Annotated in this window: 20 protein-coding genes and 3 pseudogenes; 18 read left to right on the forward strand and 5 right to left on the reverse strand. The window is 73.3% G+C overall.

Features of this window, described 5'->3' with window-relative positions; translation table 11 throughout:
* Nucleotides 1-278 precede the first annotated feature (278 nt).
* The 6 genes from DDQ41_RS21325 (at nt 279) to DDQ41_RS21350 (ending at nt 9,379) form a co-directional block, all read left to right on the forward strand.
* A complete protein-coding gene (locus DDQ41_RS21325) occupies nt 279-1,268 on the forward strand; it encodes a malate dehydrogenase (protein ID WP_109295914.1) in 990 nt (329 codons plus the stop codon).
* 784 nt (nt 1,269-2,052) lie between these two features.
* A complete protein-coding gene (locus DDQ41_RS21330; RefSeq protein WP_109295915.1) occupies nt 2,053-3,534 on the forward strand; it encodes an aldehyde dehydrogenase family protein in 1,482 nt (493 codons plus the stop codon).
* Between the two features lie 27 nt (nt 3,535-3,561).
* On the forward strand, nt 3,562-5,121 hold the full coding sequence (locus DDQ41_RS21335; protein ID WP_109295916.1) for a GMC family oxidoreductase: 1,560 nt from the start codon (nt 3,562-3,564) through the stop codon (nt 5,119-5,121).
* Complete coding sequence (locus DDQ41_RS21340) at nt 5,118-6,290, forward strand: quaternary amine ABC transporter ATP-binding protein (RefSeq protein ID WP_262508525.1); 1,173 nt, start codon at nt 5,118-5,120, stop codon at nt 6,288-6,290. The genes DDQ41_RS21335 and DDQ41_RS21340 overlap by 4 nt, the downstream gene beginning before the upstream one ends.
* A gap of 67 nt (nt 6,291-6,357) precedes the next feature.
* Complete coding sequence (locus DDQ41_RS21345; RefSeq protein WP_109295917.1) at nt 6,358-8,328, forward strand: ABC transporter permease; 1,971 nt, start codon at nt 6,358-6,360, stop codon at nt 8,326-8,328.
* Between the two features lie 88 nt (nt 8,329-8,416).
* Nucleotides 8,417-9,379, forward strand: coding sequence for an ABC transporter substrate-binding protein (locus DDQ41_RS21350; protein ID WP_109295918.1), 963 nt, complete (start codon nt 8,417-8,419; stop codon nt 9,377-9,379).
* Nucleotides 9,380-9,725: 346 nt separating this feature from the next.
* Here DDQ41_RS21350 and DDQ41_RS21355 read toward each other — a convergent pair whose 3' ends face one another.
* Nucleotides 9,726-10,226 (reverse strand): carboxymuconolactone decarboxylase family protein, encoded by a 501-nt coding sequence (locus tag DDQ41_RS21355; RefSeq protein WP_109295919.1) that lies wholly within the window; start codon nt 10,224-10,226, stop codon nt 9,726-9,728.
* A 47-nt stretch (nt 10,227-10,273) separates the two neighbouring features.
* Between DDQ41_RS21355 and DDQ41_RS21360 the strand changes: the two genes are divergently transcribed.
* The 4 genes and pseudogenes from DDQ41_RS21360 to DDQ41_RS21375 all read left to right on the forward strand — a co-directional run bounded on the left by DDQ41_RS21360 (nt 10,274) and on the right by DDQ41_RS21375 (nt 13,164).
* Nucleotides 10,274-10,543 carry a hypothetical protein gene (locus tag DDQ41_RS21360; RefSeq protein WP_109295920.1) on the forward strand — a complete coding sequence of 90 codons (270 nt, stop codon included), beginning with the start codon at nt 10,274-10,276 and terminating at the stop codon, nt 10,541-10,543.
* 317 nt (nt 10,544-10,860) lie between these two features.
* Nucleotides 10,861-11,387, forward strand: a pseudogene (locus DDQ41_RS21365) (PLP-dependent aminotransferase family protein); the annotation flags it as partial.
* Between the two features lie 274 nt (nt 11,388-11,661).
* Complete coding sequence (locus DDQ41_RS21370) at nt 11,662-11,943, forward strand: hypothetical protein (protein ID WP_109295921.1); 282 nt, start codon at nt 11,662-11,664, stop codon at nt 11,941-11,943.
* Nucleotides 11,944-11,955: 12 nt separating this feature from the next.
* Entirely contained in the window at nt 11,956-13,164 is a 1,209-nt protein-coding gene (locus DDQ41_RS21375; protein WP_109295922.1) for a glutathionylspermidine synthase family protein, read from the forward strand.
* Between the two features lie 299 nt (nt 13,165-13,463).
* On the opposite strand, the gene rocD is transcribed toward DDQ41_RS21375, so the two are convergent.
* The gene (gene rocD, locus DDQ41_RS21380; protein WP_109295923.1) at nt 13,464-14,672 is read right to left on the reverse strand and encodes an ornithine--oxo-acid transaminase; all 1,209 of its coding nucleotides are present in this window, start codon (nt 14,670-14,672) and stop codon (nt 13,464-13,466) included.
* A gap of 503 nt (nt 14,673-15,175) precedes the next feature.
* Between rocD and DDQ41_RS32605 the strand changes: the two are divergent.
* From DDQ41_RS32605 to DDQ41_RS21395, 3 genes and pseudogenes are all read left to right on the forward strand, one after another.
* Nucleotides 15,176-15,478, forward strand: a pseudogene (locus DDQ41_RS32605) (transferase); the annotation flags it as partial.
* 397 nt (nt 15,479-15,875) lie between these two features.
* Nucleotides 15,876-16,889, forward strand: coding sequence for a tryptophan--tRNA ligase (gene trpS / locus DDQ41_RS21390; protein WP_109297860.1), 1,014 nt, complete (start codon nt 15,876-15,878; stop codon nt 16,887-16,889).
* A 112-nt stretch (nt 16,890-17,001) separates the two neighbouring features.
* A complete protein-coding gene (locus DDQ41_RS21395; RefSeq protein ID WP_109295924.1) occupies nt 17,002-17,586 on the forward strand; it encodes a 2'-5' RNA ligase family protein in 585 nt (194 codons plus the stop codon).
* Between the two features lie 339 nt (nt 17,587-17,925).
* Here DDQ41_RS21395 and DDQ41_RS21400 read toward each other — a convergent pair whose 3' ends face one another.
* Nucleotides 17,926-18,681 carry a decaprenylphospho-beta-D-erythro-pentofuranosid-2-ulose 2-reductase gene (locus tag DDQ41_RS21400; protein ID WP_109295925.1) on the reverse strand — a complete coding sequence of 252 codons (756 nt, stop codon included), beginning with the start codon at nt 18,679-18,681 and terminating at the stop codon, nt 17,926-17,928.
* A gap of 58 nt (nt 18,682-18,739) precedes the next feature.
* Entirely contained in the window at nt 18,740-20,182 is a 1,443-nt protein-coding gene (locus DDQ41_RS21405; protein ID WP_262508526.1) for an FAD-binding protein, read from the reverse strand.
* Between the two features lie 358 nt (nt 20,183-20,540).
* Here DDQ41_RS21405 and DDQ41_RS32610 point away from each other — a divergent pair.
* The 3 genes and pseudogenes from DDQ41_RS32610 to DDQ41_RS21420 all read left to right on the forward strand — a co-directional run.
* Nucleotides 20,541-21,029 (forward strand): annotated as a pseudogene (locus DDQ41_RS32610) (phosphatase PAP2 family protein); the annotation flags it as partial.
* A 172-nt stretch (nt 21,030-21,201) separates the two neighbouring features.
* Nucleotides 21,202-22,173 carry a decaprenyl-phosphate phosphoribosyltransferase gene (locus DDQ41_RS21415; RefSeq protein WP_109297862.1) on the forward strand — a complete coding sequence of 324 codons (972 nt, stop codon included), beginning with the start codon at nt 21,202-21,204 and terminating at the stop codon, nt 22,171-22,173.
* A 164-nt stretch (nt 22,174-22,337) separates the two neighbouring features.
* Nucleotides 22,338-23,258, forward strand: a complete 921-nt coding sequence (locus DDQ41_RS21420) for a YihY/virulence factor BrkB family protein (protein ID WP_109295927.1) — start codon at nt 22,338-22,340, stop codon at nt 23,256-23,258.
* On the opposite strand, the gene DDQ41_RS21425 is transcribed toward DDQ41_RS21420, so the two are convergent.
* Complete coding sequence (locus DDQ41_RS21425) at nt 23,206-24,486, reverse strand: D-alanyl-D-alanine carboxypeptidase family protein (RefSeq protein ID WP_262508678.1); 1,281 nt, start codon at nt 24,484-24,486, stop codon at nt 23,206-23,208. The two genes, DDQ41_RS21420 and DDQ41_RS21425, sit on opposite strands and share 53 nt — an antisense overlap.
* A 340-nt stretch (nt 24,487-24,826) precedes the next feature.
* Here DDQ41_RS21425 and DDQ41_RS32615 point away from each other — a divergent pair, with 340 nt between their 5' ends.
* Nucleotides 24,827-25,072: an SCO4848 family membrane protein gene (locus DDQ41_RS32615; RefSeq protein ID WP_245991052.1), complete on the forward strand. Its 246-nt coding sequence runs from the start codon at nt 24,827-24,829 to the stop codon at nt 25,070-25,072.
* 13 nt (nt 25,073-25,085) lie between these two features.
* On the forward strand, nt 25,086-26,696 hold the full coding sequence (locus tag DDQ41_RS21430; RefSeq protein ID WP_109295929.1) for a metallophosphoesterase: 1,611 nt from the start codon (nt 25,086-25,088) through the stop codon (nt 26,694-26,696).
* Nucleotides 26,697-26,714: the final 18 nt, after the last annotated feature.

The following is a 26,714-nucleotide window of genomic DNA, read 5'->3' on the forward strand; positions in this document are numbered from 1 at the left end:
ACAGGGTTCCGGGGGTTCCGGGGGGCCCGGGTCGGATAGCCTGACCGCTGGATATCTCTTCACGTCGAGAGATCGATCACCGCGATCATCCACCGCGGTCACCGCGGTCCGTGCGACCGGTACCGACCGGTACCGACCCGTGTCGGCCCGTGCCGGCCCGGCTGGGTGGGCGCCGATCGCGTGCATCGCGCCGATCGGGGTGGTGCCGATCACTACGGTGGAGATGTCCAGCACCAGGGGCAGGGACCCCCACCGCCAGCTGTCTTACGGAGATCGCCATGACCCGCACTCCCGTGAATGTCACCGTCACCGGCGCCGCCGGCCAGATCGGCTACGCGCTGCTCTTCCGCATCGCCTCGGGCCAACTGCTCGGCGCGGACGTGCCGGTCAGGCTGCGCCTCCTCGAGATCCCGCAGGGTTTGAAGGCCGCCGAGGGCACCGCCATGGAACTCGACGACTGCGCCTTCCCGCTGCTCCGGGGCATCGACATCACCGACGACCCGAACACCGCCTTCGACGGTGCCAACGTGGCACTGCTCGTCGGCGCCCGCCCGCGTACCAAGGGCATGGAGCGCGGTGACCTGCTGGAGGCCAACGGCGGCATCTTCAAGCCGCAGGGCAAGGCCATCAACGACCACGCGGCGGACGACGTCAAGGTTCTCGTCGTGGGCAACCCCGCCAACACCAACGCGCTCATCGCGCAGGCCGCCGCCCCGGACGTACCGGCGGAGCGCTTCACCGCGATGACCCGCCTCGACCACAACCGCGCGCTGTCGCAGCTGGCCGCCAGGACCGGTGTCCCGGTCTCCGAGATCAGGCGCCTCACCATCTGGGGCAACCACTCCGCGACCCAGTACCCGGACGTCTTCCACGCGGAGATCGCGGGCAAGAACGCCGCGGAGGTCATCGACGACCAGGCCTGGCTCGCCGACACCTTCATCCCGACCGTCGCCAAGCGCGGTGCCGCGATCATCGAGGCCCGCGGTGCCTCCTCGGCCGCATCCGCCGCGAACGCGGCCATCGACCACGTCCACACCTGGGTCAACGGCACCGCCGAGGGCGACTGGACCTCCATGGGCATCCCGTCGGACGGCTCCTACGGCGTCGCGGAGGGGCTGATCTCCTCCTTCCCGGTCACCTGCAAGGACGGCACGTACGAGATCGTCCAGGGCCTGGACGTCAACGAGTTCTCCCGCACCCGCATCGACGCGTCGGTGAAGGAACTCGAGGAGGAGCGCGAAGCGGTCCGCGGCCTCGGCCTGATCTGACGGCCGGCACCGGTCAACGCCTGTGGGGCGCCGCACGAACGTGCGGCGCCCCACAGGCGTTTCACTCCGGCCTTTCCTCGGGCGCGGCACGGCGCGGCACGGCAAGGGGAAGGGAAGGGACGGCGCGGCAAGGGACGGGACGTGGCCGGGCAGGGGCGCCGCGGTGCGCGGATGCCGCGTCCGGTCGGCGGGCTCGGCGGATGCCAAAGGCTCGACGGGCTCGACGGGCTCGAGCGGGAAAGGCTCGACGGGCTGCGGGCTGCGGACCGCGGGGCTCGGCGGGCTCGGGTTGGAGGGCTCGGCAGGGGATACCGGAACACGACGTGCCGGAGCGCGATATGTGCCGGAACACGACAGTCCCCGGTGATCCGGGCGGATTCCCACGCGCCGGTCGTCGCCGGTCGCGCTGGTCCTCGCACTTCTCGCCGGGGGCCTGGCCAGAGCCGAGGGGGTCACGCCCTTCGGCAGGACGTCTCCTCCGACGGGGCGCGGCTCTCTGCGGTTTTCTGGTGTAATGCCCAGTTTCCTCCCGATTCGGTGGAAGTCAAGAGTGCTCGGCGACGGCCTGCGGTCCGTCGTGCGCCGTCCCGGCGCGATGCCGTCCGGGGCGCCACCGGCTCACCTTCCGTGACGAGTCGCTACGCGACTCCCTCCTCTCCCCGCGGAGTGACACGCGTTACTTCCGGCCATCCGTCGCGCATGCTTTCCGATCCCCGGGGCAGGCGACCCGCTCGCCAGTCCTTACTGGTGAGAGACATAACGGGAACGGAAGGCGAAACGCGACGTGTCGGCACAACTGACCATCCACGTGGCCGGAGAATGGCGCAAAGCCGTCTCCGGGGCCACGCGCGAGATCCTCGACCCCGCTGACGCCACGCCCTTCGCCGTCGTGGCCGAAGGCGGGGCCGAGGACACCGACGCCGCGATCGCCGCCGCACGCGAGGCGTTCGACCGGGGGGACTGGCCCCGCACGCCGGTGGCCGAGCGGGCGGCGCTGCTGCGCCGCGTCGCCGGGCTGCTGGAGCGTGACCGCGAGGAACTCGGGCGCCTGGAGAGCCGCGACGCCGGAAAGACCGTGGAGGAGGGCCGTGTCGACGTCGACTGCGTCGCCGACGCCTTCCGCTACTTCGCCGACCTCGTCGTCAACGAGAACGGCCGCGTGGTGGACGCCGGCTCCCCCGACATCCACAGCGTGGTCGTGCACGAACCGGTGGGCGTGTGCGGTCTGATCACCCCGTGGAACTACCCGCTGTTGCAGGCCAGCTGGAAGATCGCCCCGGCCCTGGCGGCCGGGAACACCTTCGTCGTCAAGCCGAGCGAGATCACCCCGCTCAGCACCGTCGCGCTGATCCGCCTCCTGTCGGAGGCCGGACTCCCGGACGGCGTCGCCAACCTCGTCACCGGCCCCGGTGACCCGGTCGGGGCCCGACTGGCGGACCACCCCGACGTCGACCTCGTCTCCTTCACCGGCGGGCTCGCCAGCGGCACCAAGGTCATGCGGGCCGCCGCCGACACGGTCAAGAAGGTCGCCCTCGAACTCGGCGGCAAGAACCCCAACGTGGTGTTCGCCGACGCCTGCACCGACGACGAGAGCTTCGACACCGCCGTCGACCAGGCACTGAACGCGGCGTTCATCCACAGCGGCCAGGTCTGCTCCGCCGGCTCCCGCCTCATCGTCGAGGAGTCCCTCCGCGAGCGCTTCGTCGCCGAACTCGCCCGCCGGGCCGAGCTGATCCGGCTCGGCCCCGGATCGGCCGACGGCGTCGAGTGCGGACCGCTCGTCTCCGCGCGGCAGCTGGCGAAGACCGAGGACTACGTGGCCTCCGCGCTCGCCGAGGGCGCGGTGCTGCGCGCCGGCGGCAAGCGGCCCGACGGGCCCGGCTACTTCTACCGGCCGACCGTCCTCGACCGGTGCGACCGCACCATGCGCGTGGTGCGCGAGGAGGTCTTCGGCCCGGTGCTCACCGTCGAGACCTTCCGTACCGAGGACGAGGCCGTCGCGCTCGCCAACGACACCGAGTACGGGCTCGCGGGCGGCGTCTGGAGCGGCGACCCCGGACGGGCCCGGCGGGTCGCGGCACGGCTGCGCCACGGCACCGTCTGGATCAACGACTTCCACCCGTACCTGCCTCAGGCGGAGTGGGGCGGCTTCGGCAGGTCCGGCATCGGCCGGGAACTCGGCCCCGCCGGGCTGGCCGAGTACCGCGAGACCAAGCACATCTATCAGAACCTCGCCCCGCGCCCCGTGCGCTGGTTCGCGGGCTGATCACGGGGAGCAGGAGCAACCACCACCATGACCGAGCACGAGTACAAGCACGAGCACGAGCACGAGTACGACTACGTCGTCGTCGGGGGCGGCACCGCCGGATCGGTGATCGCCTCCCGTCTGACGGAGGACCCGGACGTCACCGTGGCCGTCATCGAGGGCGGCCCGAGCGACGTGGACCGCGAGGACGTCCTCACCCTGCGCCGCTGGATGGGCCTCCTCGGCGGGGAACTCGACTACGACTACCCCACCACCGAACAGCCGCGCGGCAACTCCCACATCCGGCACAGCCGCGCCCGGGTGCTCGGCGGTTGCTCCTCGCACAACACCCTCATCGCCTTCAGGCCGCTGCCGTCCGACTGGGACGAATGGGCCGAGGCGGGCGCCGACGGCTGGGACGCCGCCGCGATGGACCCGTACTTCGGCAGGCTGCTGAACAACGTTGTCCCGGTCGACGAGGCCGACCGCAACGCCATCGCGCGGGACTTCGTGGAGGCCGCCCAGGCGGCGCTCGGCGTGCCGCGGGTCGAGGGCTTCAACAGGAAGCCCTTCCACGAGGGCGCCGGCTTCTTCGACCTCGCGTACCACCCCGAGAACAACAAGCGCTCGTCGGCGTCGGTGGCCTACCTCCATCCGGTGATGGACGACCGGGCCAACCTCACCCTGCTGCTGGAGACCTGGGCGTACCGGCTGGAGCTGGACGGCACCCGGGCCCGCGGGGTCCACGTCCGCACCGAGGACGGCGGGGAGCGGCTGCTCCGGGCCCGCCGCGAGGTGGTCGTCTGCGCCGGGGCCGTGGACACCCCGCGGCTGCTGATGCACTCCGGCATCGGGCCCAGGGCCGATCTGGAGGCCCTCGGCATCCCCGTGGCCCACGACCTGCCGGGCGTCGGGGAGAACCTGCTCGACCATCCCGAGTCGGTGATCGTGTGGGAGACCCACGGGCCGATTCCGGAGAACTCGGCGATGGACTCGGACGCCGGTCTGTTCGTGCGCCGCGACGACACCGAGCGCGGCCCCGACCTGATGTTCCACTTCTACCAGATCCCGTTCACCGACAATCCGGAGCGGCTGGGCTACGAACGGCCCCCGCACGGCGTGTCGATGACGCCGAACATCCCCAAGCCGCGCAGCCGCGGCCGCCTCTACCTGACCAGCGCGGACCCGGAGACCAAGCCCGCTCTGGACTTCCGCTACTTCACCGACGAGGACGACTACGACGGCCGGACCCTCGTCGACGGCATCCGGCTCGCCCGGCAGATCGCGCGGTCCGAACCGCTGGCCGGATGGCTCAAGCGGGAGGTCTGCCCGGGACCGGACGTCACCGGCGACGAGGAGCTGAGCGAGTACGCGCGCAAGGTCGCCCACACCGTGTACCACCCGGCCGGAACCTGCCGCATGGGCTCCTCCGCCGACGAACTGGCCGTGGTCGACCCGGAACTGAGGATCAGGGGACTCGACGGGATCCGGATCGCCGACGCGTCCGTCTTCCCGACCATGCCGGCGGTCAACCCGATGATCGGGGTGCTGATGGTCGGCGAGAAGTGTGCGGATCTGCTCAGGCCGACGGGAGACGAGGCGCGATGAACGGCGACACCATGGAGACGACCGGCGCCGGGACCAAGTCCGAGGCCAAGGCCGGGGCCAAGGCCGGGACCACGGCCGGGACCAAGGCCGCCGCCCCGGCGGGTGACGACGGCACCGGGCACCCGGAACCGCCCGTGTTCGCGGTGCGCGACCTGTGGAAGGTGTTCGGCCCCAAGGCCGACCGCGTGCCCGCCTCGGCCGAACTCGCCGCGCTGAGCCCCACCGAACTGCGCGAGCGCACCGGCTGCACGGCCGCCGTGCGGGATGTCGGCTTCGACGTCCGCAAGGGGGAGGTCTTCGTCGTCATGGGCCTCTCCGGTTCCGGCAAGTCCACCCTGGTGCGCACGCTGACCCGGCTGATCGAGCCCACCTCGGGCTCCATCGCCATCGACGGCGAGGACGTGCTCTCGATGGACAAGGCCCGGCTGCGCGAACTGCGCCGGCACCGCGCCGCCATGGTCTTCCAGCACTTCGGTCTGCTGCCGCACCGCACCGTCCTCGACAACGTCGCCTACGGGCTGGAGATCCAGGGCGTGGGCAGGACCGAGCGGCGCGCCAGGGCCGCCGAGGTCGTCGCCAAGGTCGGCCTCGGCGGTCTGGAGGAGCGCCGCCCCGGCCAGCTCTCCGGCGGCCAGCAGCAGCGCGTCGGCCTCGCCCGGGCCCTCGCCGTCGACCCCGAGGTGCTGCTCTTCGACGAGCCGTTCAGCGCGCTCGACCCGCTGATCCGCCGCGACATGCAGGAGGAGGTGATCCGCCTGCACCGCGAGGAGGGCCGCACCATGGTCTTCATCACCCACGACCTGAACGAGGCGCTGCGCCTCGGCGACCGGATCGCCCTGATGCGGGACGGGCGCATCGTCCAGCTCGGCACCCCCGAGGAGATCGTCGGCTCACCCGCCGACGACTACGTACGGGACTTCGTCCGCGACGTGCCGCGCGAGCAGGTCATGACCGTCCGCACGGCCATGCGCCCCGCGGACGGCCGGGCCGAGGCCGAGCACGGCCCCGCGGTCGCCCCCGGCGCGACGGTCTCCGAGGCGATCGAGGCGGTCGCCCGCTCCGGCGCCCCGGTCCGGGTCGTCGAGGGCGGACGCTGCCTGGGCGTCGTCGACCACGCCGCGCTGCTCGCGGTCGTGGCGGGTGTCACCGCCCAGGAGGTCGCGGCATGAGACAGACCCGCACCACGGGGCGGCGCCCCGCGCGCGAACCGGCCCCCGGCACCGGCGGGTGGGGCCGATGAGCGCCACCGCCACCACCGTCTCCAAGCCCGGGACCGCCGCGGGCGAGACCCGGGCCCGGCACTCCGGCGGCGGACTGCGCGACGCCGTACGGCGCCGCCGCGGGCTGCTCACGGGCGGCGGGGCGCTCGCCGCCCTCCTCGTCCTCGGCGCCGTACTGCTCGGCGGCGGCACCTGGCCCGCCGGGCTGACCGCCGACATATCGGCGCCGCTCGACGCGGCCAACGAATGGGTCGTGGACAACCGCGACTCCCACCCGCTGTTCCTGTACTTCCTGCTCCACCTCTCCAATACCGCCACGGACGCCGTCGACGCCGTCTACCAGGGCCTTGACGCCCTCGGCTGGCTCGGTGTCGCGGCCGCCGCCGTGCTCGTCGCCTGGCGGGCCGCCGGCCTGGGCCGGCGCGGGCTGCGCGTCGCGCTCACCGCGCTCGGCGCGTTCGCCGTCTGCGGGCTGCTCGGGATGTGGGACGCCACGCTCCTCACCATCGCCCTGATGGTGGTGTCCGTCGCGGCCGCGGCAGTGCTCGGCACGCTGATCGGTCTCGCCGCGGGCCTCTCGGACCGGGTGGACCGGGCGCTGCGCCCGGTGCTCGACACCATGCAGGTGATGCCGGCCTTCGCCTACCTCCTGCCGTTCGTGCTGGTCTTCGGCACCGGGACCCCGGCCGCGCTGTTCTGCACCGTCATCTACGCCGCCCCGCCGATGGCCCGGCTCACCGCGCTCGGGCTGCGCGGCGCGGACCCGGCGGCGCTGGAGGCCGCGGTGTCGCTCGGCGCGAACGGCCGGCAGCGCCTGTGGACCGCGCGGCTCCCGCTCGCCCGCAGGCAGATGCTCCTCGGACTCAACCAGACGATCATGTTGGCGCTGTCCATGGTGGTCATCGCCGCGCTCGTCGGCGCCGGCGGTCTCGGCGAGGAGGTGTACTCCGCGCTGGCGACCACGGACGTCGGCAAGGCGTTCGCCGCCGGCCTGCCGATCGTGCTCATCGCGGTCTGGCTGGACCGTACGACGGCGGCCGCGGGCGACGCCATCGGCACGTCCGCCCCCGCCGGGGGCTGGCTGCACGGCGGCCGGGCCTGGGCGCTGGTGGCGGCCGCGGTCGCCGCGGCGGCAGCCGTGCGCACCGCCGGCTGGCCCGAGGCCTGGACGTACGACATCTCCGCACCGGTCAACCGGGCGCAGGAGTGGATCACCGCGAACCTGACCTTCACCGAGGTCTGGGCGCGCGAGTTCACCCTGTGGCTCCTCAACCCGCTGCGCGACGCGCTGCTCTGGCTGCCCTGGTGGTCCGTCCTGCTGCTGGTCGCCGCCGCGGCCCGGCTCGTCGGCAACTGGCTCTCCGCGGTCACCGCGACCGCGGCGATGGCCGCGATCGGCGTGCTCGGCGTGTGGACCAAGTCCCTGAACACGCTCTCCCAGGTGCTCGCCGCGCTGGTGGTCACCCTGGTGCTCGGCTTCCTCGCGGGTGTGCTGTGCGCACGCGCCGGGCGCCTCGAACGATGGGTGCGGCCGCTGCTGGACGCCATGCAGACGATGCCGCAGTTCGTGTACCTCATCCCGGTCGTCGCGCTGTTCGGCGCAACCCGTACCTCGGCGATCGTCGCGGCCGTCGTCTACGCGCTGCCCGCCGTCGTCCGCATCACCACCCAGGGCCTGCGCGAGGTCGACCCGGCGGCCGTGGAGGCGTCCCGCTCGCTCGGCGCCTCCACGCGCCAGCAGCTCTTCGGCGTCCAGCTGCCGCTGGCCCGTCCCGCACTGCAACTCGCCGTCAACCAGGGCGTGGTACTGGTCCTCGCCGTGGTCGTGGTCGGCGGGCTCGTCGGCGGCGGCGCGCTCGGCTACGACGTGATCAAGGGGCTGTCCCGGGGCGAGATGGGCCTCGGCATGACCGCCGGAATCGCGATCGTCTGCCTCGGGCTCGTCCTGGACCGCGTCACCCAGCGGACCTCCCGCACCGCCCGCTGAACCCGACCCCTTCCGCACCGCCCGCCGACCCACCGCTTCCGCACCGCCCGCCGACCCAATCCCTTCCGCCCCACCCGACAGGAGCACCATGCGCACCGCCAGAACCCTCCGTACCGCCGTCGCCGTTGCCGGAGCCCTCGGCGTCCTCTCCCTCACCGCCTGCGGAGCCGCCGACACCGGCAAGAGCAGCGCCGCCGGCGGCGACAAGACCGTCAAGCTGACCGTGCCGTCCTGGGTCGGCGCCCAGGCGAACGTCGCCGTGGCCGAGCGGATCCTCGAGGAGGAGCTCGGCTACCAGGTCAAGACCCAGCAGATGGGCGAGGTCCTCGCCTGGGACGCGCTGTCCAAGGGCGACATCGACGCGATCCTCGAGGACTGGGGCCACCCCAAGGAGGAGGAGCAGTACGTCGAGACCAAGAAGACCGTCGTCAAGGGCGGCGACCTCGGCGTCACCGGCCACATCGGCTGGTTCGTCCCGAAGTACTTCGCGGACGAGCACCCCGATGTGACGGACTGGAAGAACCTCAACAAGTACGCCGAGGAGTTCCGGACCGCGGAGAGCGGCCAGAAGGGCGAACTGCTGGAGGGCTCGCCCGACTACGTCACCCACGACGACGCCATCATCAGCAACCTGAAGCTGAACCTGAAGACCAAGTACGCGGGCTCCGAGGCCGCGCAGATCACGGCCATCAAGAAGTACGCGAAGGCGGAGAAGCCCTTCCTGACGTACTGGTGGACCCCGCAGTGGCTGAACGCCGAGGTCGACATGGTCGAGGTCAAGCTGCCGGAGTACAAGGAGGGCTGCGACGCCGACCCGGAGAAGGTCGCGTGCGCCTACCCGAACACACCGCTCCAGAAGTTCCTCAACGCCGACTTCGCGAAGGACGGCGGCGAGGCCGCCGAGTTCCTGAAGAACTTCAACTGGACGACCGAGCAGCAGAACGAGGTCGCGCTGATGATCGCCGGCGAGAAGATGTCGCCGGAGGCCGCGGCGGAGAAGTGGGTGAAGGAGAACGAGGCGACCTGGAAGGCCTGGCTCCCCAAGAAGTGACGCGGTACGGCGGGGCCCCCGCGCCCGGAGGCCGGGCCGGGTGCGGGGGCCGCCCCTGACCGTCAGGGCAGGCGCAGCGCACCGGGGCTCGCTCCGGGCCGGGCCGCGGCGTCGCCGGGCCGTGTTCCCCGGCCGGCGGGTCGTGCTCCCCGGCCGGCGGCCGTGCGGCCGCCGCGCACCCGCGGAGCGCGGCGAACCGCGTGGGAGGACGCCGCTTCCGCGGAAGGCGCTTACCGCCGGGCGCTCGGCGCTCGGCGCTCGATCCGACCGGTGCTCGGCACTCCGGCCGGCCCGGTGCTGAGCGCCTGGACCGGCCTGGTGCTGAGCGCCCGGACCGGCCCGGTGCTCAGCGCTTGAACTGGCCGGGCGTGTAGTGGCCCGGCACCATCCGCGTCGTCACGGCGAAGCGGTTCCAGGCGTTGATGACGGTGATCGCCGCGATCAGCTGCGCCAGCTCCGCCTCCTCGAAGTGCTTCGCGGCCCTCTCGTACACCTCGTCCGGGACGAAACCGTCCGTCAGCACCGTGACGGCTTCGGTCAGTTCGACGGCCGCGATCTCCCTGGCCGTGTAGAAGTGCCGCGACTCCTGCCAGGCGCTCAGCTGGATGATCCTGTCCACCGACTCGCCCGCGGCGAGGGCGTCCTTGGTGTGCATGTCGAGGCAGTAGGCGCAGTGGTTCAGCTGCGACGCGCGGATCTTCACCAGCTCCAGCAGCGTGGGGTCGATCCCCTTCCGGGCGGCCGCGTCCAGCCTGACCATGGCCTTGAACACCTCGGGAGCGTGCTCGGCCCACTGCATGCGCGGGTTGTGCTCGTGGTTGCTGACGTCGTTCCTGGTCTCGGTCATACCGTCGATCGTACGTGGTGCAAGGCACCTCGCTACGGTCCATTTCCATGGCGAAAGAGCGGGCCGCTCTCCCGTCCGGTACCGGCGCCGACCTCCACGTCGACCTCCGCTTCGACCTCAACGTCGACCTCCGCTTCGAGCCGCGCGGAACCGGACTGCGCAGCGGGCTGACGGACGCGCTGCGGGACGCCGGCGGTACGCAGTCCGGGCAACGGGTGCCGCCGCACTGGCACTTGGGCCACCTGAGTGCGTCGCCAGGGGCAAGGTCCGCCCCCTCCGACTCCATCTCGCTCTTCTGCACCACGAGAACGCCCTGACTGCCGAAAGCACCGGTCAGGAGGGAAGGAAACCGTCGTGCTTCGCCGCGCTTCACGGCCACCGGGGCACCTCCGGAAGATCAACCCCCATGGTGGCCGGTACGAGGGTCTGACGACGCCGTTGCCGCCGCGCTTCTTCCCGTCGCTCGTGAGCGATCAGATACGGGCGGACGAGCCCCACGTCCTCACCCCTCAGCGGGGCCACACGGGGCTTTCCGGCGTCCGGGGCGTCCGGGGCGGTCGGGGCCGGCCGTAGGGCTTACGCCGCCCGGTGACGCCCCTCAGCAGGCCGTAAGTCCCGAAGTGTTGGACCTGTTCCCGTCGGCGCGCTCCAGGGACCGGGCCCGGAGCGGGTGGCGTACCTCGGTACGGCGAGCAAGTCGCCGGCTCCCGGCCCGCGGCCGGCGTGGATGGCCGTCCCGGAGGCGCTGGTGGGTGAAGTGGTGTCCGCCAAGGGGGAGTCGGACCGGGGCTCGGGCGTGCTGGACCAGCTGACCCTGGCCGAGTTCATCTCCTCCGGCGCCTACGACCGGCATGTGCGGGCCATGCGGCTGCGCTACCGGCGCCGGCGCGACCAACTCGTCGAGGCGCCGGCGGAGCGCGCCCCGGGGTCCGGGTGAGCGGCATCGCGGCCGGGATGCATGCGGTGCTGGAACTCCCGCCGGGCACCGAGCGCGCGGTCGTCCAGGCCGCGGCCTGGCAGGGCCCGGCCGTCGAGGGCCTCGGCCGTCTCCACCACCCCTCCGCACCCCCGGGCCCCGACGCCCTCGTCGTCGGCTACGGAACCCCCGCGGACAGCGCGCGGTCGGGGGCGCTGGACGCCCTGTGCCGGGTGCTTCCCTGATCCCTGATCCCTGATCCCTGATCCCCGGTCCCTGATCCCCGGTCCCTGATCCCCGGTCCCTGATCCCCGGTCCCTGATCTCTGCCCCTGATGTCTGCCCCCTGCTCCCAACCCGCCCACAGGACGACCCCGCGACGACCCGGCACGACCCCGCCACGACCCCGGACGGGGACGGTTCCCGGCCCGGCTTACGGACGGCCCGCGATGGCATCTAGTCTGTCCGGCGGCCGGTCGACGGCCGGAACTGCTCGAACGCCCAGGGGGAGGCCCGGAGGATGGCACGTGGCAGGTTGAGGTCGAGCACCGTGGTGCTCGGCGGTATGGGCGTGCTCGCGGCGACGATCACCTCGTGCGGTTCGGAACCCGACCGGCGTTGTGTCGATCCGATCAGCCGTGACGTGCTGCCGAGCTACGAATGCGACGACGGCAAGGGCACCGGAAGCGGTACCTACTACTACGGCGGCAGCAAGTCGGGCGGCAAGGTCTCCGGTGGCAGCTTCGACAAGGCCGCGGTGGAGCGGGGCGGTTTCGGCTGCTCCGGCTCCGGCGGCGGCTGAGCGGCCGGCGGTATGAAGCGGCACACCACCGAACCCCGCCCCGGCTGGCAGCGGATCGTCGAGGAGCAGGGTCTCGTCTACCCCCTCACCCGCTATCCGGACGGTTCGCTGCGGCCGTACTGGGACGAGAGCGCCTACTACGAGTTCTCACTGCCGGAGGTCGAGGCGCTGGAGGAGGTCGTCGAGGAACTGCACGCCATGTGTCTCGCCGCGGCGGCGCACATCGTGGAGCACGGCCGTTTCGCGGACCTCGGCATCACCGATCCCCGGCTCGCCCGACTCGTCGCCCAGTCCTGGCACCGGCGCGCCGAACTCCCCTCCCTGTACGGGCGCTTCGACCTGCGCTACGACGGTGCCGGACCGGCCAGGATGCTGGAGTACAACGCCGACACCCCCACGTCGCTGGTTGAGGCGGCCAGCCCCCAATGGTTCTGGATGGAGGACCGCTTCCCCGGCGCCGACCAGTGGAACTCGCTGCATGAGCGCCTGGTCGACGCCTGGCGGCGGCAGGCCCCGCTGCTGCCGCCCGGCCCGCTGCACTTCGCGCACTCCGACGGCGACGAACTGGGCGAGGACCTGATGACGGTCGCCTATCTGCGCGAGACCGCCCAGCAGGCGGGTCTGACCACCGAGGCGCTGTCCGTGGAGCGGATCGGCTGGGACCGGTTGTCGGGCCGTTTCGTGGACGAACAGCTCCGCTTCATCCGCAGCTGCTTCAAGCTGTATCCCTGGGAGTGGCTGACCACGGACCGCTTCGGCCCGTACGTCCTGGACACCCTGGACAACGGCGGCGGCACCGGCAGCACCTGCTGGATCGAACCCGTCTGGAAGATGCTGCTCTCCAACAAGGCGCTGCTCGCGGTGCTGTGGGAACTCTATCCGGGACACCCCAATCTGCTGCCGGCCTATCTCGACGGTCCGCGTGAACTCGCCGCTTCCACCGGCTGGGTCGCCAAACCGCTCCTCGGCCGGGAGGGCTCGGGCATCACGGTCCATCGGCCGGGGGCCTCCCCCGAGCCGCGTGACGAGCCCTGCTGCTACCAGCAACTGGCGCCGCTGCCCGACCTGTCGGCGACCCGGGGCGACGGCTCCGGGGGAGGGAACCGGGTGGTGCTCGGCGCCTGGGTCGTCGGGAACGAGGCGGCCGGGCTCGGCATCCGCGAGTCCTCGGGACTGGTCACGGACGAGTACGCCCGCTTCCTGCCGCACGTGATCCTCTGACGGTCCGGCTGACGGCCCGGCTGACGGCCCGGCTGGCGGCCCGACCTGCCGGGTGCGACCGCGGCGGTGGCCCGGCCCGGCAGCGGCGCGCCCGGGGGCTGCGACGGCGTCACCCGGGCCCGTACCGGAACCCCGCCTCGGCCCTGCGCCGGCTCCGGCCACGCCCCGCCTCGGCCCCGCGCCGGCTTCGGCCGCCCCCGCCCCCCGTACCCACACCGCCACGGACCGGACCACCCCTTTCTGCGGTCCGCACCCGGGTCAGGCCGGGCGCCCTCCGGGACCCCGCTCCCACCACCCGCTCACGCGCCCGCCAGCACCTCGCGCAACCGGTCGAGCCCCCAGTCCAGGTCCTCCTTGCCGATCACGAGCGGCGGGGCGATCCGGATCGTCGAGCCGTGGGTGTCCTTGACCAGGACACCGCGGTCCATGAGCTTCTCGGAGATCTCCCGGCCGGTGCCGTGCGAGGGCGCGATGTCGACACCGGCCCACAGCCCCCGCCCGCGCACCGCGTCCACCGCGCCGCCGCCCACCAGCAGCCCGAGTTCATGGTGCAGATGGTCGCCCAGTTCGCTCGCCCGCTGCTGGAGTTCGCCGGTGCGCAGCATCGCGACGACCTCCAGCGCCACCGCGCAGGCCAGCGGGTTGCCGCCGAACGTCGAACCGTGCTCGCCCGGCCGGTAGACCCCGAGGACCTCGGAGGAGGACACCACGGCGGACACCGGGACGACACCGCCGCCGAGGGCCTTGCCGAGGACGTACATGTCCGGGACGACGCCCTCGTGCTCACAGGCGAAGGTGCGTCCGGTGCGGCCCAGGCCGGACTGGATCTCGTCGGCGATGAACAGCACGTTCCGTTCGCGGGTCAGCTCCCGCACCCCGGCGAGATAGCCGGCCGGCGGCACCAGCACCCCGGCCTCGCCCTGGATCGGCTCCAGCAGCACCGCCACCGTGTTCGCGCTGCACGCGGCCTGGAGCGCGGTGAGATCGCCGTACGGCACGATCTCGAAGCCCGGTGTGTACGGACCGAAGTCGGCGCGGGCCTCCTGGTCCGTGGAGAAGCTGACGATCGTCGTCGTCCGGCCGTGGAAGTTGTTCGCCGCGACGACGATCTTGGCCTGGCCGGGCGGGACGCCCTTGACCTGGTAGCCCCACTTGCGGGCGGTCTTCACCGCGGTCTCCACCGCTTCCGCCCCGGTGTTCATCGGCAGCACCATCTCCATGCCGCACAGCTCGGCGAGCTGGGTGCAGAAGTCGGCGAAGCGGTCGTGGTGGAACGCCCGCGAGGTCAGCGTCACCCGCTCCAGCTGGGCTTTCGCGGCGTCGATCAGGCGCCGGTTGCCATGGCCGAAGTTGAGCGCCGAGTATCCGGCGAGCATGTCGAGGAAGCGCCGGCCCTCGACGTCGGTCATCCAGGCGCCGTCCGCCGTCGCCACGACGACGGGCAGCGGGTGGTAGTTGTGGGCGCTGTGCGCCTCCGTGGAGGCGATGGCTCTCTCCGTTGCGGACACGGGGTCTCCGTTCGTACTGCGGCATGGCTCCGCTGCGGCGGGGCCGCCCGGTCGGACCGGGGCCGGGGTGCGTGGCCCCTTTCTATCGTCGCTCGCCCACCGGCCGGAGAAACATCGGGATTCCGGTGGGGTTCGCCGTTCCCCGGCCCTTCGCGCACCCCGCCGGCATCGCCGTCGCCCCGCACGGGGCGGCCCCGCCGGGCGCGCGAGGACGGCGGGGCTGGACCGGTGACTTCAACGACGGGTACAACGGCCCCGGCGGGCGCGCGAGGACGGCGGGCACTTCATCCCCGTCCGTCGGCCGGCGCCCACGGCCCGGCCGCGCCCGCGAGGACGGTGGGCGCACTGTGTTTCTCGTCTCATCGGTTCGGCTCGGTTCGGCTCGGTTCGGCCTCGCTCGGCTTCGCTGGGCTCGGCTTCGCTCGGCTCGGCTTCGCCGCGCGGCGCGAGCGCCCGGCCCGGCGACGGCGGGTCCGCCCCGGCCGCCCCGGCCGCCGTGGACCGGCCGGGGCGTCAACCACGACAAGAGCCACCGCCCCCGGCGGCAGGACCGGCCCGAGGACTTCCTGGAGACCGGGGCCGCCTACGCCATGGACGCCCGGGCCTTCCGCGTCCAAGGGCACCGCTTCTTCGGGCGAACCGCGCTCGTCGAGACCGACCCCGCCCGGGTCCTGGAGATCGACGATCCACACGACCTCACCCGTGCCCGTGCCCTGGCGCCGCTGCTCGACACGGTGGACGTCCCCACCCGCGCGGACGTGGACGCCGTCGTCCTCGACCGTCCAGCTCGTAGGTGTGAACCGCGGGGAGGCCGTTTCCGTCCTCGATGCGCCAGAGATGACGGATGCCCGCGACGGCGGGTCCGCCCCGGCCGCCCCGGCCGCCGTGGACCGGCCGCGCCTTTCCGGGACCGGAGCCCGGCGGGCGGTACGCACCGGAGCGGGCGCACCGCCCCGCACCTCCGTGCCGGAGCCGACTGCGCAGGCCAACGCCGCCCTCGGTGCCCCCGCGGTCCGCGCGCCCACCCGCTCCGCACACGGCCAGGCCCCGTCGGGGCGCACCCGAGCGACCACCTCGGCCCCGGCGGCGGCGGCCGGGGTGCCGCCCCTTCCGGGTCCCCCTCCCGTCCGCCCGCACCACCCGTGCACCGCGCGTCGGCCATCGGTTCCCGACCTGTCGGCGGCACCTGCGAGAATGCTGGACATGGTCTCTGAACGTCCTCGTGTGCTCTCGGGAATCCAGCCCACCTCCGGCTCGTTCCACCTCGGCAACTATCTCGGCGCGGTCCGCCAGTGGGTCGCGCTGCAGGAGACCCACGACGCGTTCTACATGGTGGTCGACCTGCACGCGATCACGATCCCGCAGGATCCGGCCGAGCTGCGCGCCAACACCCGCCTCGCCGCCGCACAACTGCTCGCCGCGGGTCTCGCCCCGGAGCGCTGCACGCTGTTCGTCCAGAGCCATGTCCCCGAGCACGCCCAGCTGGGCTGGGTGATGAACTGCCTCACCGGCTTCGGCGAGGCCTCGCGCATGACGCAGTTCAAGGACAAGTCCGCCAGGCAGGGCGCGGACCGGGCCACCGTCGGCCTGTTCACGTACCCGGTCCTCCAGGTCGCCGACATCCTGCTGTACCAGGCCGACCAGGTCCCGGTCGGTGAGGACCAGCGGCAGCACATCGAACTCACCCGCGATCTCGCCGAGCGCTTCAACACCCGCTTCGGCCCGACGTTCACGCTCCCCGCGCCGTACATCCTGAAGGAGACGGGGAAGATCTACGACCTTCAGGACCCGCAGATCAAGATGAGCAAGTCGGCGTCCACCCCCAAGGGCCTGGTCAATCTGCTCGACGAGCCGAAGGTGACCGCGAAGAAGGTCAGGAGCGCCGTCACCGACACCGACACGGTCATCCGCTTCGACCCGGTGGAGAAGCCCGGCGTCAGCAATCTGCTCACGATCCAGTCCACCCTCACCGGGACGAGCGTCGCGGAACTGGAGCAGAGGTACGAGGGCAAGGGGTACGGCGCGCTCAAGTCCGACCTCGCGGAGGCCATGGTCGACTTCGTCACCCCGTTCCGGTCCCGCACCCAGGAGCTGCTGGACGACCCGGAGACGCTCGACTCCCTGCTCGCCAAGGGCGCGGAGAAGGCCCGCGCGGTCGCCGCGGAGACCCTCGCCGAGACGTACGACAGGGTGGGGTTCCTGCCCGCCAAGCACTGAGACCGGGGGATCCCGCCGGGCACCGGCGCGAAAAGGACCCTGGCGGGACCACAGCCGCAGGCGCCACACTGGCGCCTGCGCAGACCGCGAGAAGCCGGAGGAGGAGAACGACGTGGGGACCGTAACGCTGGGCGTTTCGATCGCGGTCCCGGAGCCCTTCGGCGGCCTGCTCCAGGAGCGGCGCGCGGGCTTCGGGGATCCCGCCGCGCACGGCATCCCCACGCATGTGACGCTGCTCCCGCCCACGGAGGCCGACGCGTCGGTCCTGGCCGAGGTCGAGGCGCATCTGGCGGAGGTCGCGGCCGCGGGCCGGCCGTTCCCCATGAGGCTGTCCGGCACCGGCACGTTCCGCCCGCTGTCGCCCGTGGTGTTCGTCAGGGTGGTCGAGGGCGTGGAGGCCTGCACCCGGCTCCAGCAGCAGGTACGGGACGAGTCGGGGCCGCTCGTGCGCGAGCTGCAGTGGCCGTACCACCCGCATGTGACCGTGGCGCACGGTATCGCGGAGGACGCGATGGACCGGGCGTACGAGGAACTGGCCGGCTACGAGGCCGCCTGGACGTGCTCCTCCTTCGCGCTCTACGAGCAGGGCGCGGACGGAGTGTGGCGCAAGCTGCGCGAGTACGCCTTCGGCGGTGCCGCCGCGGGTGTCCCACCGCAGAGCGCACCGCTGGACGAGCCGGCCGCCACACACCACTGACCCCGCGGCGGCCTGTCCGCGTCCGCGGTCTCCGCGCTCGACCGCGTCGGGGGCCGACGCGCGCCACGGGCCCGGGGTTGGGCGCGCGTGGCTCGTGCGCCCCGGGGCGGCGCGGGCGTGGCTCGCGGGGGCCCGGGGTTGGGCGGGCGTGGTTCGTACGGCCCCGGTGCGGGGCGCCTCAGGCCCGGGTCGTCCCCGTCGCCGGCACGCTTCGGGAGGCACGGCGGGGGAGAGCCCCGGGGGCGGCCCCCTGACACCAGGGAGAGACCGTACGGTCCCGGGCCGCCCGGTCGCGGCGAGACCGCATCGGTCCGCGAGGTCCCGGTGGACGCCGGCCGCTCAGACCGGGAGGCGGCGGAACAGCGGGCGGGGGACGTGCCGCAGCGCCGACATCACCACCCGCAGCACCCCCGGAACCCACACGGTCTCGGAGCGCCGCCGCAGCCCCCTCTCGATCGCCCGCGCCACCTGGTCGGGCGTCGTCGCCAGCGGTGCCTCCGCCATCCCCGCCGTCATCCTCGACCGCACGAAGCCCGGTCTGACGACCATCACGTGCACCCCCGTGCCGTGCAGGGCGTCACCGAGTCCCTGGGCGAAGGCGTCGAGCCCGGCCTTGCTCGAACCGTAGATGAAGTTGGCCCGCCGGGCCCGCTCGCCCGCCACCGACGACAGCACGACGAGTGAGCCGTGCCCCTGTGCCTGCAGCGCACCGGCGCAGATCAGCCCGGAGGACACCGCACCGGTGTAGTTGGTCTGGGCGACGCGGACCGCGGCGAGCGGCCTGGCCTCGTCGTGCGCCTGGTCGCCCAGCACACCGAAGGCGAGCAGCACCATGTCGATGTCCCCCTCCGCGAACACCTTGCCGAGGAGTTCCTCGTGCCCGGACGGGTCCAGGGCGTCGAAGGGCACGGTGCGCACGTCGGCACCGAGTTCGCGCAGTCCGTCGGCGGCTGAGTCCAGCGAGGGGGAGGGGCGGCCGGCGAGCCAGACCGTGCGGGCGCGGCGGGCCACCAGCCTACGGGCCGTGGCCAGGCCGATCTCGGACGTGCCGCCGAGGACGAGCAGGGTCTGGGGAGTGCCGAATGCGTCCTTCATGGTGCGTGCTCCTTCATGGTGCGTGCTCCTTCGTCCCGCGGGTGGGGCCGGCGGAGGGTCACAGGGACAGCCGGCGGGCCAGGTCGGACACGAACACCCCGCGCGGGTCGATCCGTGCGCGCAGTGCCCGGAACCGGTCGAGGCCGGGGTACATCACGGTCAGCAACTCCGGCCGCAGCCGGGAGTCCTTGGCCAGGTAGACCCGCCCGCCGGCGTCGGCCACCACCTGGTCGAGCCCGTCCAGGAACGCATCGAGGCCCGGAAGCCCGGCCGGTACGTCGAGGGCGAGCGTCCAGCCGGGCATCGGGAACGACAGCCAGCCCGGGTCGCCCTCGCCGAACCTCTTCAGCACGGCGAGGAAGGACGGGCACCCCCGCCCGGCGACGCGCCGCACGACCTCGCGCAGCGCCTCCTCCCGCCCGTGGCCGACCACGAACTGGTACTGGACGAAGCCCCCCCGGCCGTACACGCGGTTCCAGTGGGGGACGCCGTCGAGCGGGTGGAAGAAGGCCGGGATGCCCTGCATCCGCCCCCGGCGGGCGCGCGGGGCCCGGCGGTACCAGAGTTCGTTGAAGACGGACACCGACGTGCGGCCGAGCAGGCCTCCGGGGACGGGCCCGGGCGGTGCGGGGAGCCGGCGGGGGCGGAACTCCAGCGGCCGGCGCCGTGCGCGCGCAGGGAGCGCGTCGAGCGGGGCGTGGTCCCCGCGGGTGAGCACCGCGCGGCCCGTGGCCGCCCCGCGTGCGAGCAGGTCGATCCACGCGACCGAGTAGCGGTAGCGGTCGTCGCCGGTGGTCAGACGGGCCATCAGGTCGTCCAGATCGGTGGTGCGTTCGGTGTCCACCGACATCAGCGACGTCTGGACCGGGTGCAGCCGGAGCGTGGTGGAGAGGACGACGCCGGTCAGTCCCATACCGCCGGCCGTCGCGTCGAACAGCTCGGTGCCGGGGAGTACCGTGCGCACCTCGCCGTCGGCGGTCAGCAGCTCCAGCGACAGGACGTGGCGGGAGAAGGAGCCCGACACATGGTGGTTCTTGCCGTGGATGTCGGCGCAGACGGCACCGCCCACCGTGACGTAGCGGGTCCCCGGCGTGACCGGCACGAACCAGCCCAGCGGCAGCAGCACCTCCATCAGCCGGTGAAGGCTGACCCCGGCGTCGCAGACCACTACGCCGCCCTCGGCGTCGATGGTGCGGATGCGGTCCAGCCCGGTCATGTCGAGGACCGCCCCGCCGGCGTTCTGCGCCGCGTCGCCGTAGGCCCGGCCCAGTCCGCGGGCGATCGCACCCCGGCTGCCGCAGTGGTGGACGGCCGCCACGGCCTCGTCGTGGGTGCGGGGGCGCATCAGCAGCGCGGCGGAGGGCGCGGTGCGCCCCCAGCCGGTCACCGGCACCGGCAGGTAGCCGTCCCGGCCGGCGGTCGGAGCGGGCGTCACGGGCGTCACGGGCGCGGGCGGCGCGGTGTGTTCGGTGGGGGTGGCGGGGGCGCGCTCGGCAGACATGCGCGCGACGGTATCGCCCTCTATGGGGGATATTCGATCAATGTCCCTGACTCGCCGAAACGGGTGATTAAACGAGTGTCACAAAATATGACCGCACATTTCGGCCCCGCGTTGAGAAGAGTCGCTTCCGTCCCATCGAAAGGGGCGGCAGATGCGCGACGCCGACAGGACACCCGGGCCGAACCGGCCGAACCGACGTGATCGGCCGAACCGGCTGAACCGGCCCGACCCGTCGGACCCGTCGGACCCGTCAGAGCCACTCCACCCGCTCGCTCCGCACGCTCCGCTCGCTCCGCACGGCGGGCACGGCGGGCAGCGCCGGTGGGAGCGGTCCGGCTGGACCGCCGCCGAGCGGCGGCTGCTGGCCGTGTTGCGCGGCTGCGGTGACGACCCCCGGGTCGCCGCCGCAGCCCGCACGCTCTCGCACGGCGGCGAGCACGCCGCCGTCTGGCTCGCGGCCGGCCTGGTCTGCTCGGTGGCGGACCGCGAGCGGCGGGTCGGCTGGCTGCGCGGCACCGCGCTGGTGGCGGCCGCCCATCTGACCAGCGTGGGGGTCAAGCAGCTGGTCCGACGCCCCCGGCCCCTGCTGTCCGTCGGCGAACCGCTCGTCCGCACCGCGGGACGGCACTCCTTCCCCAGCTCGCACGCCGCCTCGGCCGCTGCCGCGGCCGTGACCTTCGGGGTGCTGCGCCCGGCGGGCCGCGCGGTGGTCCGGCCGCTCGCGGCCGCCATGTGCGTCTCCCGCCTGGTGGCCGGGGTCCACTACCCCACCGATGTGGCGGCGGGGGCGCTGCTCGGCGGACTGCTGGCCCGCGGCGGAGCGGCGTGGCTGTCCGGCGGCGTGCGTCCGAGCGGCGCGGGGCGGGCGGGCGCAGATCTGCCCGGTCGCGTACGTACGCCCGGCCGAGTCCGTACGCCCGGTCGCGTACGTACGCCCGGCCGTGTCCGTACGCCGGGCCGTGTCCGTACGCCGGGCCGTGTCCGTACGCCCGGTGCGGGCCGGTCCGGTCGGGGGCGCCGTGTCTGAGCGCAGCACCGCGCTGCTGGAGCAGCCGGGAGAGCCCGGGCGGCCACCCACGTCCGGCGGGGGCGCCCGGGTACGCCGGCGGCTGAGCCTGCCGATCGGCCTGGCCAGGACCGCAAGACCCCGCCAGTGGATCAAGAACGTGCTGGTCGGGGCGGCTCCCGCCGCGGCCGGCGAGCTGGTGTCCCGGCATACCGCCGTCCAACTCGCGCTCGTCTTCGTCCTGTTCACCGCGGCCGCGTCCGCCGTGTACCTGATCAACGACGCGCTGGACGTGGAAGCCGACCGCGCACACCCCCTGAAGCGCCTGCGCCCGGTAGCCCGCGGGGACGTGCCGGTGCCCGTCGCGTACACCGCCGGGGCGCTGCTCGCCGCGCTGTCGACCGCCTCCGCCGCCGTCCTGTGCAACGCCATGACGGCCGTGCTGCTGACGGCGTACGTGGTGATGCAGCTCGCCTACTGCGTCCGGCTCAAGCACGTCCTCGTGGTCGATCTCGCCATCGTCACCACGGGGTTCCTGATGCGCGCCGTGGTCGGCGGGGTGGCGCTGTCCATTCCGCTCTCCCGCTGGTTCCTGATCACCACCGGCTTCGGAGCGCTGTTCATGGTGGCCGCGAAACGCTACTCCGAGGCCGTCCAGACGGAGGGCTCCGGCGGTGCGACCCGGGCCCTGCTCAGCTCGTACTCGAGCGGCTACCTCCGCTTCGTGTGGCAGCTCGCGGCCGGTGCCGCGGTCCTCGGCTACTGCCTCTGGGCGCTGGAAGGCGGCGGGCCCGCCGACGGTTCGCTACTGCCCTGGCGCCAGCTCTCGATGATCGCCTTCACCCTGGCCGTCCTGCGGTACGCGGTGTTCGCCGACCGGGGCGCCGCGGGCGCCCCCGAGGACGTCGTCCTGCGCGACCGACCGCTCGCCGTCATCGGACTGGCCTGGTTGGCCATCTACGCGATGGCGGTCGCGGACCTCTGACCGGGCCGCCGTACCGCGCCCTCTGCCCGTCCGGCCTGCCGTATCGCACCCCTGCCCGTCCGGCCAGCCGTATCGCACCCCCTGCCCGTCCGGCCCGCCCGGCGATCCGGGGACTCGTGCAACCTTCCCCGGATCAAGCGCGCCGACCGGGGAAGGCGTACCCCATGGACTGGCTGACCCGGCTTCCCGTCATCGGACCGCATGTGCGGCGCCTGATGCGGACGCACGCATGGCGTTCGTACGAAACCCTCGAGGAGGCGCGCTGGACCCGGCTGGCCGCGGCGATCACGTTCATCAGCTTCCTCGCGCTGTTCCCGCTGATCACCGTCGCCGCCGCGATCGGCGCGGCGCTGCTCAGCCAGGAGCAGCTGCGGGCGCTTCAGGACAAGCTCACCGAGCAGGTGCCGGGCATCTCCGACCAGCTCGACCTCGGAGCGCTGGTGGACAACGCCGGCACCGTCGGTCTGATCGCCGGTGCGCTGCTGCTGCTCGCCGGTATCGGCTGGGTCGGCTCGCTTCGGGAGTGCCTGCGGGTCGTCTGGGGTCTCGACGACAAGGAGCAGGGCAACCCGGTCGCCCGCAAGGGCAAGGACGCCGTGGTCCTGCTCGGCCTGGGGGGCGTGGGGCTCGCCTCGGCCACCGCGTCGGCGCTCGGCTCCAGCGCCGTCGGCTGGACCGCTGACCGGGTCGGCATCGGCGGCGGCGGGGCCGGCGGGGTACTGCTCCAGACCGCCGCCGTCGCCGTCGCCGTCGTCGCCGGCTTCCTGATGCTGCTGTACGTGCTGACACTGCTGCCCGGCGTCCATCCGCCGCGCCGGCGGCTGATCGTGGCCGCGCTGATCGGGGCCGTCGGCTTCGAGATGCTGAAGCTGCTGCTCAGCGGCTATATCTCCGGTGTGGCGGCGAACTCGATGTACGGCGCGTTCGGGGTACCCGTCGCCCTGCTGCTGTGGATCAACTTCACGGCCAGGCTGCTGCTGTACTGCGCGGCGTGGACGGCGACGGGCAGCGGCTCGGACGCGGAGCGGCCCGTCAGCGACGCGGCCGGCGACGGGCCGGATCGGGCAGCGGCCACCGCCGGTTGACCAGGAACCCGGCCACCGCGAGCAGCACCAGCACGACGATGGCCACCGAGACCGCCACGCCCGCGCCGGTGGTCCCGCCCCGGCTCGCGGCGGACGCCTCGTCCGGGCCGTACGGCTCCTTCCCGCTCTGCCCGCCACCCGGAGCCGACTCGTCCGCATCACCCCTCGCACCGCCGTCGGAGTCGCCCGATGAGCCCGTGTCCGCCGACCTGGGGGGCACCAGCTCGCCGACCGGCTCCACCTTCCCGGCCGCCGCGAAGCCCCAGTCGAGCAGGCGCGCGGTCTCCTTGTAGACCGCGTGGCCCTCCTTCGACGACGGGTTCATCACGGTGACCAGCAGCACCTTGCCGTCGCGCTCGGCCACCCCGGTGAAGGTGGAGCCGGCCATCGTGGTGGTGCCGTTCTTCACCCCCGCCATGCCCTGGTAGGGGGCGACGCCGAAGTCGCCGGTGAGCAGCCGGTTGGTGTTCTGGATCTGGAACGACTCGCGCTTCTTGCCGGGCTTCTGCTCACCGGGGAACTGCGCGCGGGCGGTCGCGCAGTACTCCCGGAAGTCCTTCTTCTGCAGACCGCTCCGGGCGATCAGCGTCAGGTCGTACGCGCTCGACACCTGGCCCTGCTCGTCGTACCCGTCCGGCGTGACGACCCGGGTGTCGAGGGCCTGCAACTCCTCCGCGTGCTCCTGCATCTCCCGCACGGTCCGCGGGATGCCGCCGTTCATCGCGGACAGCACGTGGACCGCGTCGTTCCCCGAGCGGAGGAACACGCCGAGCCAGAGGTCGTGGACGGAGTAGGTCTGGTCCTCCTTGATGCCGACGAGGCTGCTGCCCACGCCGACACCGCCGAGTTCGCCGCGGGTGACCGTGTGCTGCTGCTCCCTGGGCAGCTTGGGCAGCACCGTGTCCGCGAAGAGCATCTTCAGCGTGGAGGCGGGAGGCAGCCGCCAGTGCGCGTTGTGCGCGGCCAGCACCTCGCCGCTCTCGGCGTCCGCGACGATCCAGGAACGGCCCGTGACGTCCTTGGGGAGGACGGGGGCGCCCGCCGCCAGCCTGACCTGGGTGCCGGGCCTGCCGAGCTGGGCGCCGCCGACGGTGGACATCACCGCCGGGGGCTTGGGGGCCTTCTCGTCCGTCGTGCCGGCCTCGGCCGCGGCGGCCGCGGGTGCGGCGGTGAGCGCGGGCAGCAACGCGACGGCGACCGCCCATGCGGTTCTCCTCGAAGCAGACACGGACGAGAACGTACAGGGACCCGGCGGGGGGTCCGACACCGGGCGGGTGACCCGCCGCGAGCTCCGCCGGTACAGCCCAGCCCGGTCCGCGACGGGTCCGCGCGCCCCGGAACCGCCCGCCGCGGGCCTGTTCGCCGCGGTCCTGCCCGGCTCGGAACCGTGCGCCCCGGACCTGCCCGCCCCGGACCCGGTTGGTGTGGAGCCGGTGGGTGTGGAGCCGGTGGGTGCGGAGCCCGTTGGCGTGGAGCCGGTGGGCGTGGACCCGGCGGACGCGGACGCCGCGTGCGGTGCCACCGGACCCCGTCGCCGCGAGGAAGGGGACTGCGGCGATACTGATTCCATGAAGCTCAGTCGCCCCGTCTCCTGGTTCCTGCTCGCGTTCGGGGTGTGGAGCTGGGTCATCTGGGTCACTTTCGTGAGGAACCTGTGGCAGGACGCCAGCGGGCTCGCCTTCGACGACGCCGGTGACCCGACCGCGTACTTCTGGGTCCATCTGCTGCTCGCCGTCACGTCCTTGCTCCTGGGGACGGCGATCGGCGCGATCGGGTTCCGTGGCGTACGCGCCCTGCGCCGCGACCGTGGATAAGGGGAACGCTGCCGTGCTGGTCGTCCTGCTTGTGATCGCTGCCGTCCTCACCCTGCTGGTGGCGGTGCACTGGTACGTATGGCGGCGCCTGGTCCGCGACACCACGGCGGGGCCCGGTGCGGCACGCCGCGCGGGCACTGCCGCCGTGATCGTGCTGCCGCTGCTCACCGTCGGCGCGTTCACCGTCGGCCGGGCCGACGCACCCTTCTGGCTCAAGCAGACCTTCGCATGGCCGGGCTACTTCTGGCTGGCCATGCTGCTCTACCTGACGCTCGCCCTGTTCGCGGGCGAGGCGGTACGCCCCCTCCTGCGCCGCGCCCTGGACCGCCGGGCGGCGCGCCGCCCGGCGGCTCCCGGGGAGCCCCTCGCCGCCGGTGCGGAGGCGGACGCGCCTCCGGCGGACGCGCTTGCGGCGGACGGAGCAGCCGCCGGGGCGGTTCCGCCCACCCACGGCCGGCCGCCCGCCCCGTCGGGTGGCGGCGCACCGTCCGGGGACGCCGTCGCGGTCTCCCCGGCCGGCTCCCCGACGTCCGCTCAGACGTCGCAGACGTCCGCACAGGGGGCCGTGGAGGCGTCCGCGCAGGGGGCCGTGAAGGGGGCCGTGGAGGCGTCCGCGCCCGGCTCCGGTCAGGAAGCCGCGACGACCGCGGTCGCCACGCCGGCCGTGGAGAGCCCCGGCGCCGCCGGGCGCGCCGCCGGGCCGGCCCCCGCGACGGCCGAGGTCCCCGCGGCGGCCGAGGCCCCCGGCGCACCGGTGACGGCGGACGTCTCGCCTGCGGACGGGCGCCCGGCGGGCGGTGTGACGCGCAGGCTGTTCGTCGCGCGGGTCGTCGGAGGGGCGGCCGCTGCCGCCGCCGCGGGGACGGTTGGCTACGGGACGTACGGCGTCCTCCGCGGACCGAGCGTCAAGCGGGTCACCGTGCCGCTGGCGAGGCTCCCGCGCGCCGCGCACGGCTACCGGATCGCGGTCGTCAGCGACATCCACATCGGGCCGGTCCTGGGCCGCGCCCACACGCAGCGGATCGTCGACGCGATCAACGCCACGCAGCCCGACCTCGTCGCCGTCGTCGGCGACCTCGTGGACGGCAGCGTGGCGGACCTCGGCAGCGCCGCCGAACCCCTCGCCCGGCTCCGTGCGCGCGACGGCTCGTTCTTCGTCACGGGCAACCACGAGTACTTCTCCGGCGCCGACGCCTGGGTCGACCATGTGCGCGAACTCGGTCTGACCCCGCTGCGCAACGACCGTGTGGAGATCGGCGGTTTCGACCTCGCCGGGGTCGACGACGTGGCGGGCGAGCGGGAGGGCCAGGGGCCGGACTTCGCACGGGCGCTCGGCGACCGGGACCGCGCCCGCGCCGCCGTGCTCCTCGCCCACCAGCCGGTCGTCATCCACGAGGCGGTACGCCACGGAGTGGACCTCCAGTTGTCCGGTCACACCCACGGCGGTCAGCTCTGGCCCGCCAACTACCTGGCGGCCATGGCCAATCCGACCCTCGCCGGCCTGGAGCGGTACGGCGACACCCAGCTCTACGTCTCGCGCGGCGCCGGGGCCTGGGGCCCGCCGGTGCGGGTAGGTGCCCCGTCCGACATCACCGTGGTGGAACTCGCCTCCCGCGACACCTGACGGCTGCCGGGAGCCGAG

Origin of the sequence: Streptomyces spongiicola, from assembly GCF_003122365.1 — a bacterium.
GTDB classification, from domain to species: Bacteria; Actinomycetota; Actinomycetes; order Streptomycetales; family Streptomycetaceae; genus Streptomyces; species Streptomyces spongiicola.

Bases quoted from the DNA above. Each gene is read 5' to 3' on its own strand.
- DDQ41_RS21325 (WP_109295914.1), top strand. From the start codon at position 279: ATGACCCGCACTCCCGTGAATGTCACCGTCACCGGCGCCGCCGGCCAG.
- DDQ41_RS21335 (WP_109295916.1), top strand. From the start codon at position 3,562: ATGACCGAGCACGAGTACAAGCACGAGCACGAGCACGAGTACGACTAC.
- DDQ41_RS21340 (WP_262508525.1), top strand. From the start codon at position 5,118: ATGAACGGCGACACCATGGAGACGACCGGCGCCGGGACCAAGTCCGAG.
- DDQ41_RS21345 (WP_109295917.1), top strand. From the start codon at position 6,358: ATGAGCGCCACCGCCACCACCGTCTCCAAGCCCGGGACCGCCGCGGGC.
- DDQ41_RS21350 (WP_109295918.1), top strand. From the start codon at position 8,417: ATGCGCACCGCCAGAACCCTCCGTACCGCCGTCGCCGTTGCCGGAGCC.
- DDQ41_RS21355 (WP_109295919.1), bottom strand. From the start codon at position 10,226: ATGACCGAGACCAGGAACGACGTCAGCAACCACGAGCACAACCCGCGC.
- DDQ41_RS21360 (WP_109295920.1), top strand. From the start codon at position 10,274: ATGGCGAAAGAGCGGGCCGCTCTCCCGTCCGGTACCGGCGCCGACCTC.
- DDQ41_RS21370 (WP_109295921.1), top strand. From the start codon at position 11,662: ATGGCACGTGGCAGGTTGAGGTCGAGCACCGTGGTGCTCGGCGGTATG.
- DDQ41_RS21375 (WP_109295922.1), top strand. From the start codon at position 11,956: ATGAAGCGGCACACCACCGAACCCCGCCCCGGCTGGCAGCGGATCGTC.
- trpS (WP_109297860.1), top strand. From the start codon at position 15,876: ATGGTCTCTGAACGTCCTCGTGTGCTCTCGGGAATCCAGCCCACCTCC.
- DDQ41_RS21400 (WP_109295925.1), bottom strand. From the start codon at position 18,681: ATGAAGGACGCATTCGGCACTCCCCAGACCCTGCTCGTCCTCGGCGGC.
- DDQ41_RS21405 (WP_262508526.1), bottom strand. From the start codon at position 20,182: ATGTCTGCCGAGCGCGCCCCCGCCACCCCCACCGAACACACCGCGCCG.
- DDQ41_RS21420 (WP_109295927.1), top strand. From the start codon at position 22,338: ATGGACTGGCTGACCCGGCTTCCCGTCATCGGACCGCATGTGCGGCGC.
- DDQ41_RS32615 (WP_245991052.1), top strand. From the start codon at position 24,827: ATGAAGCTCAGTCGCCCCGTCTCCTGGTTCCTGCTCGCGTTCGGGGTG.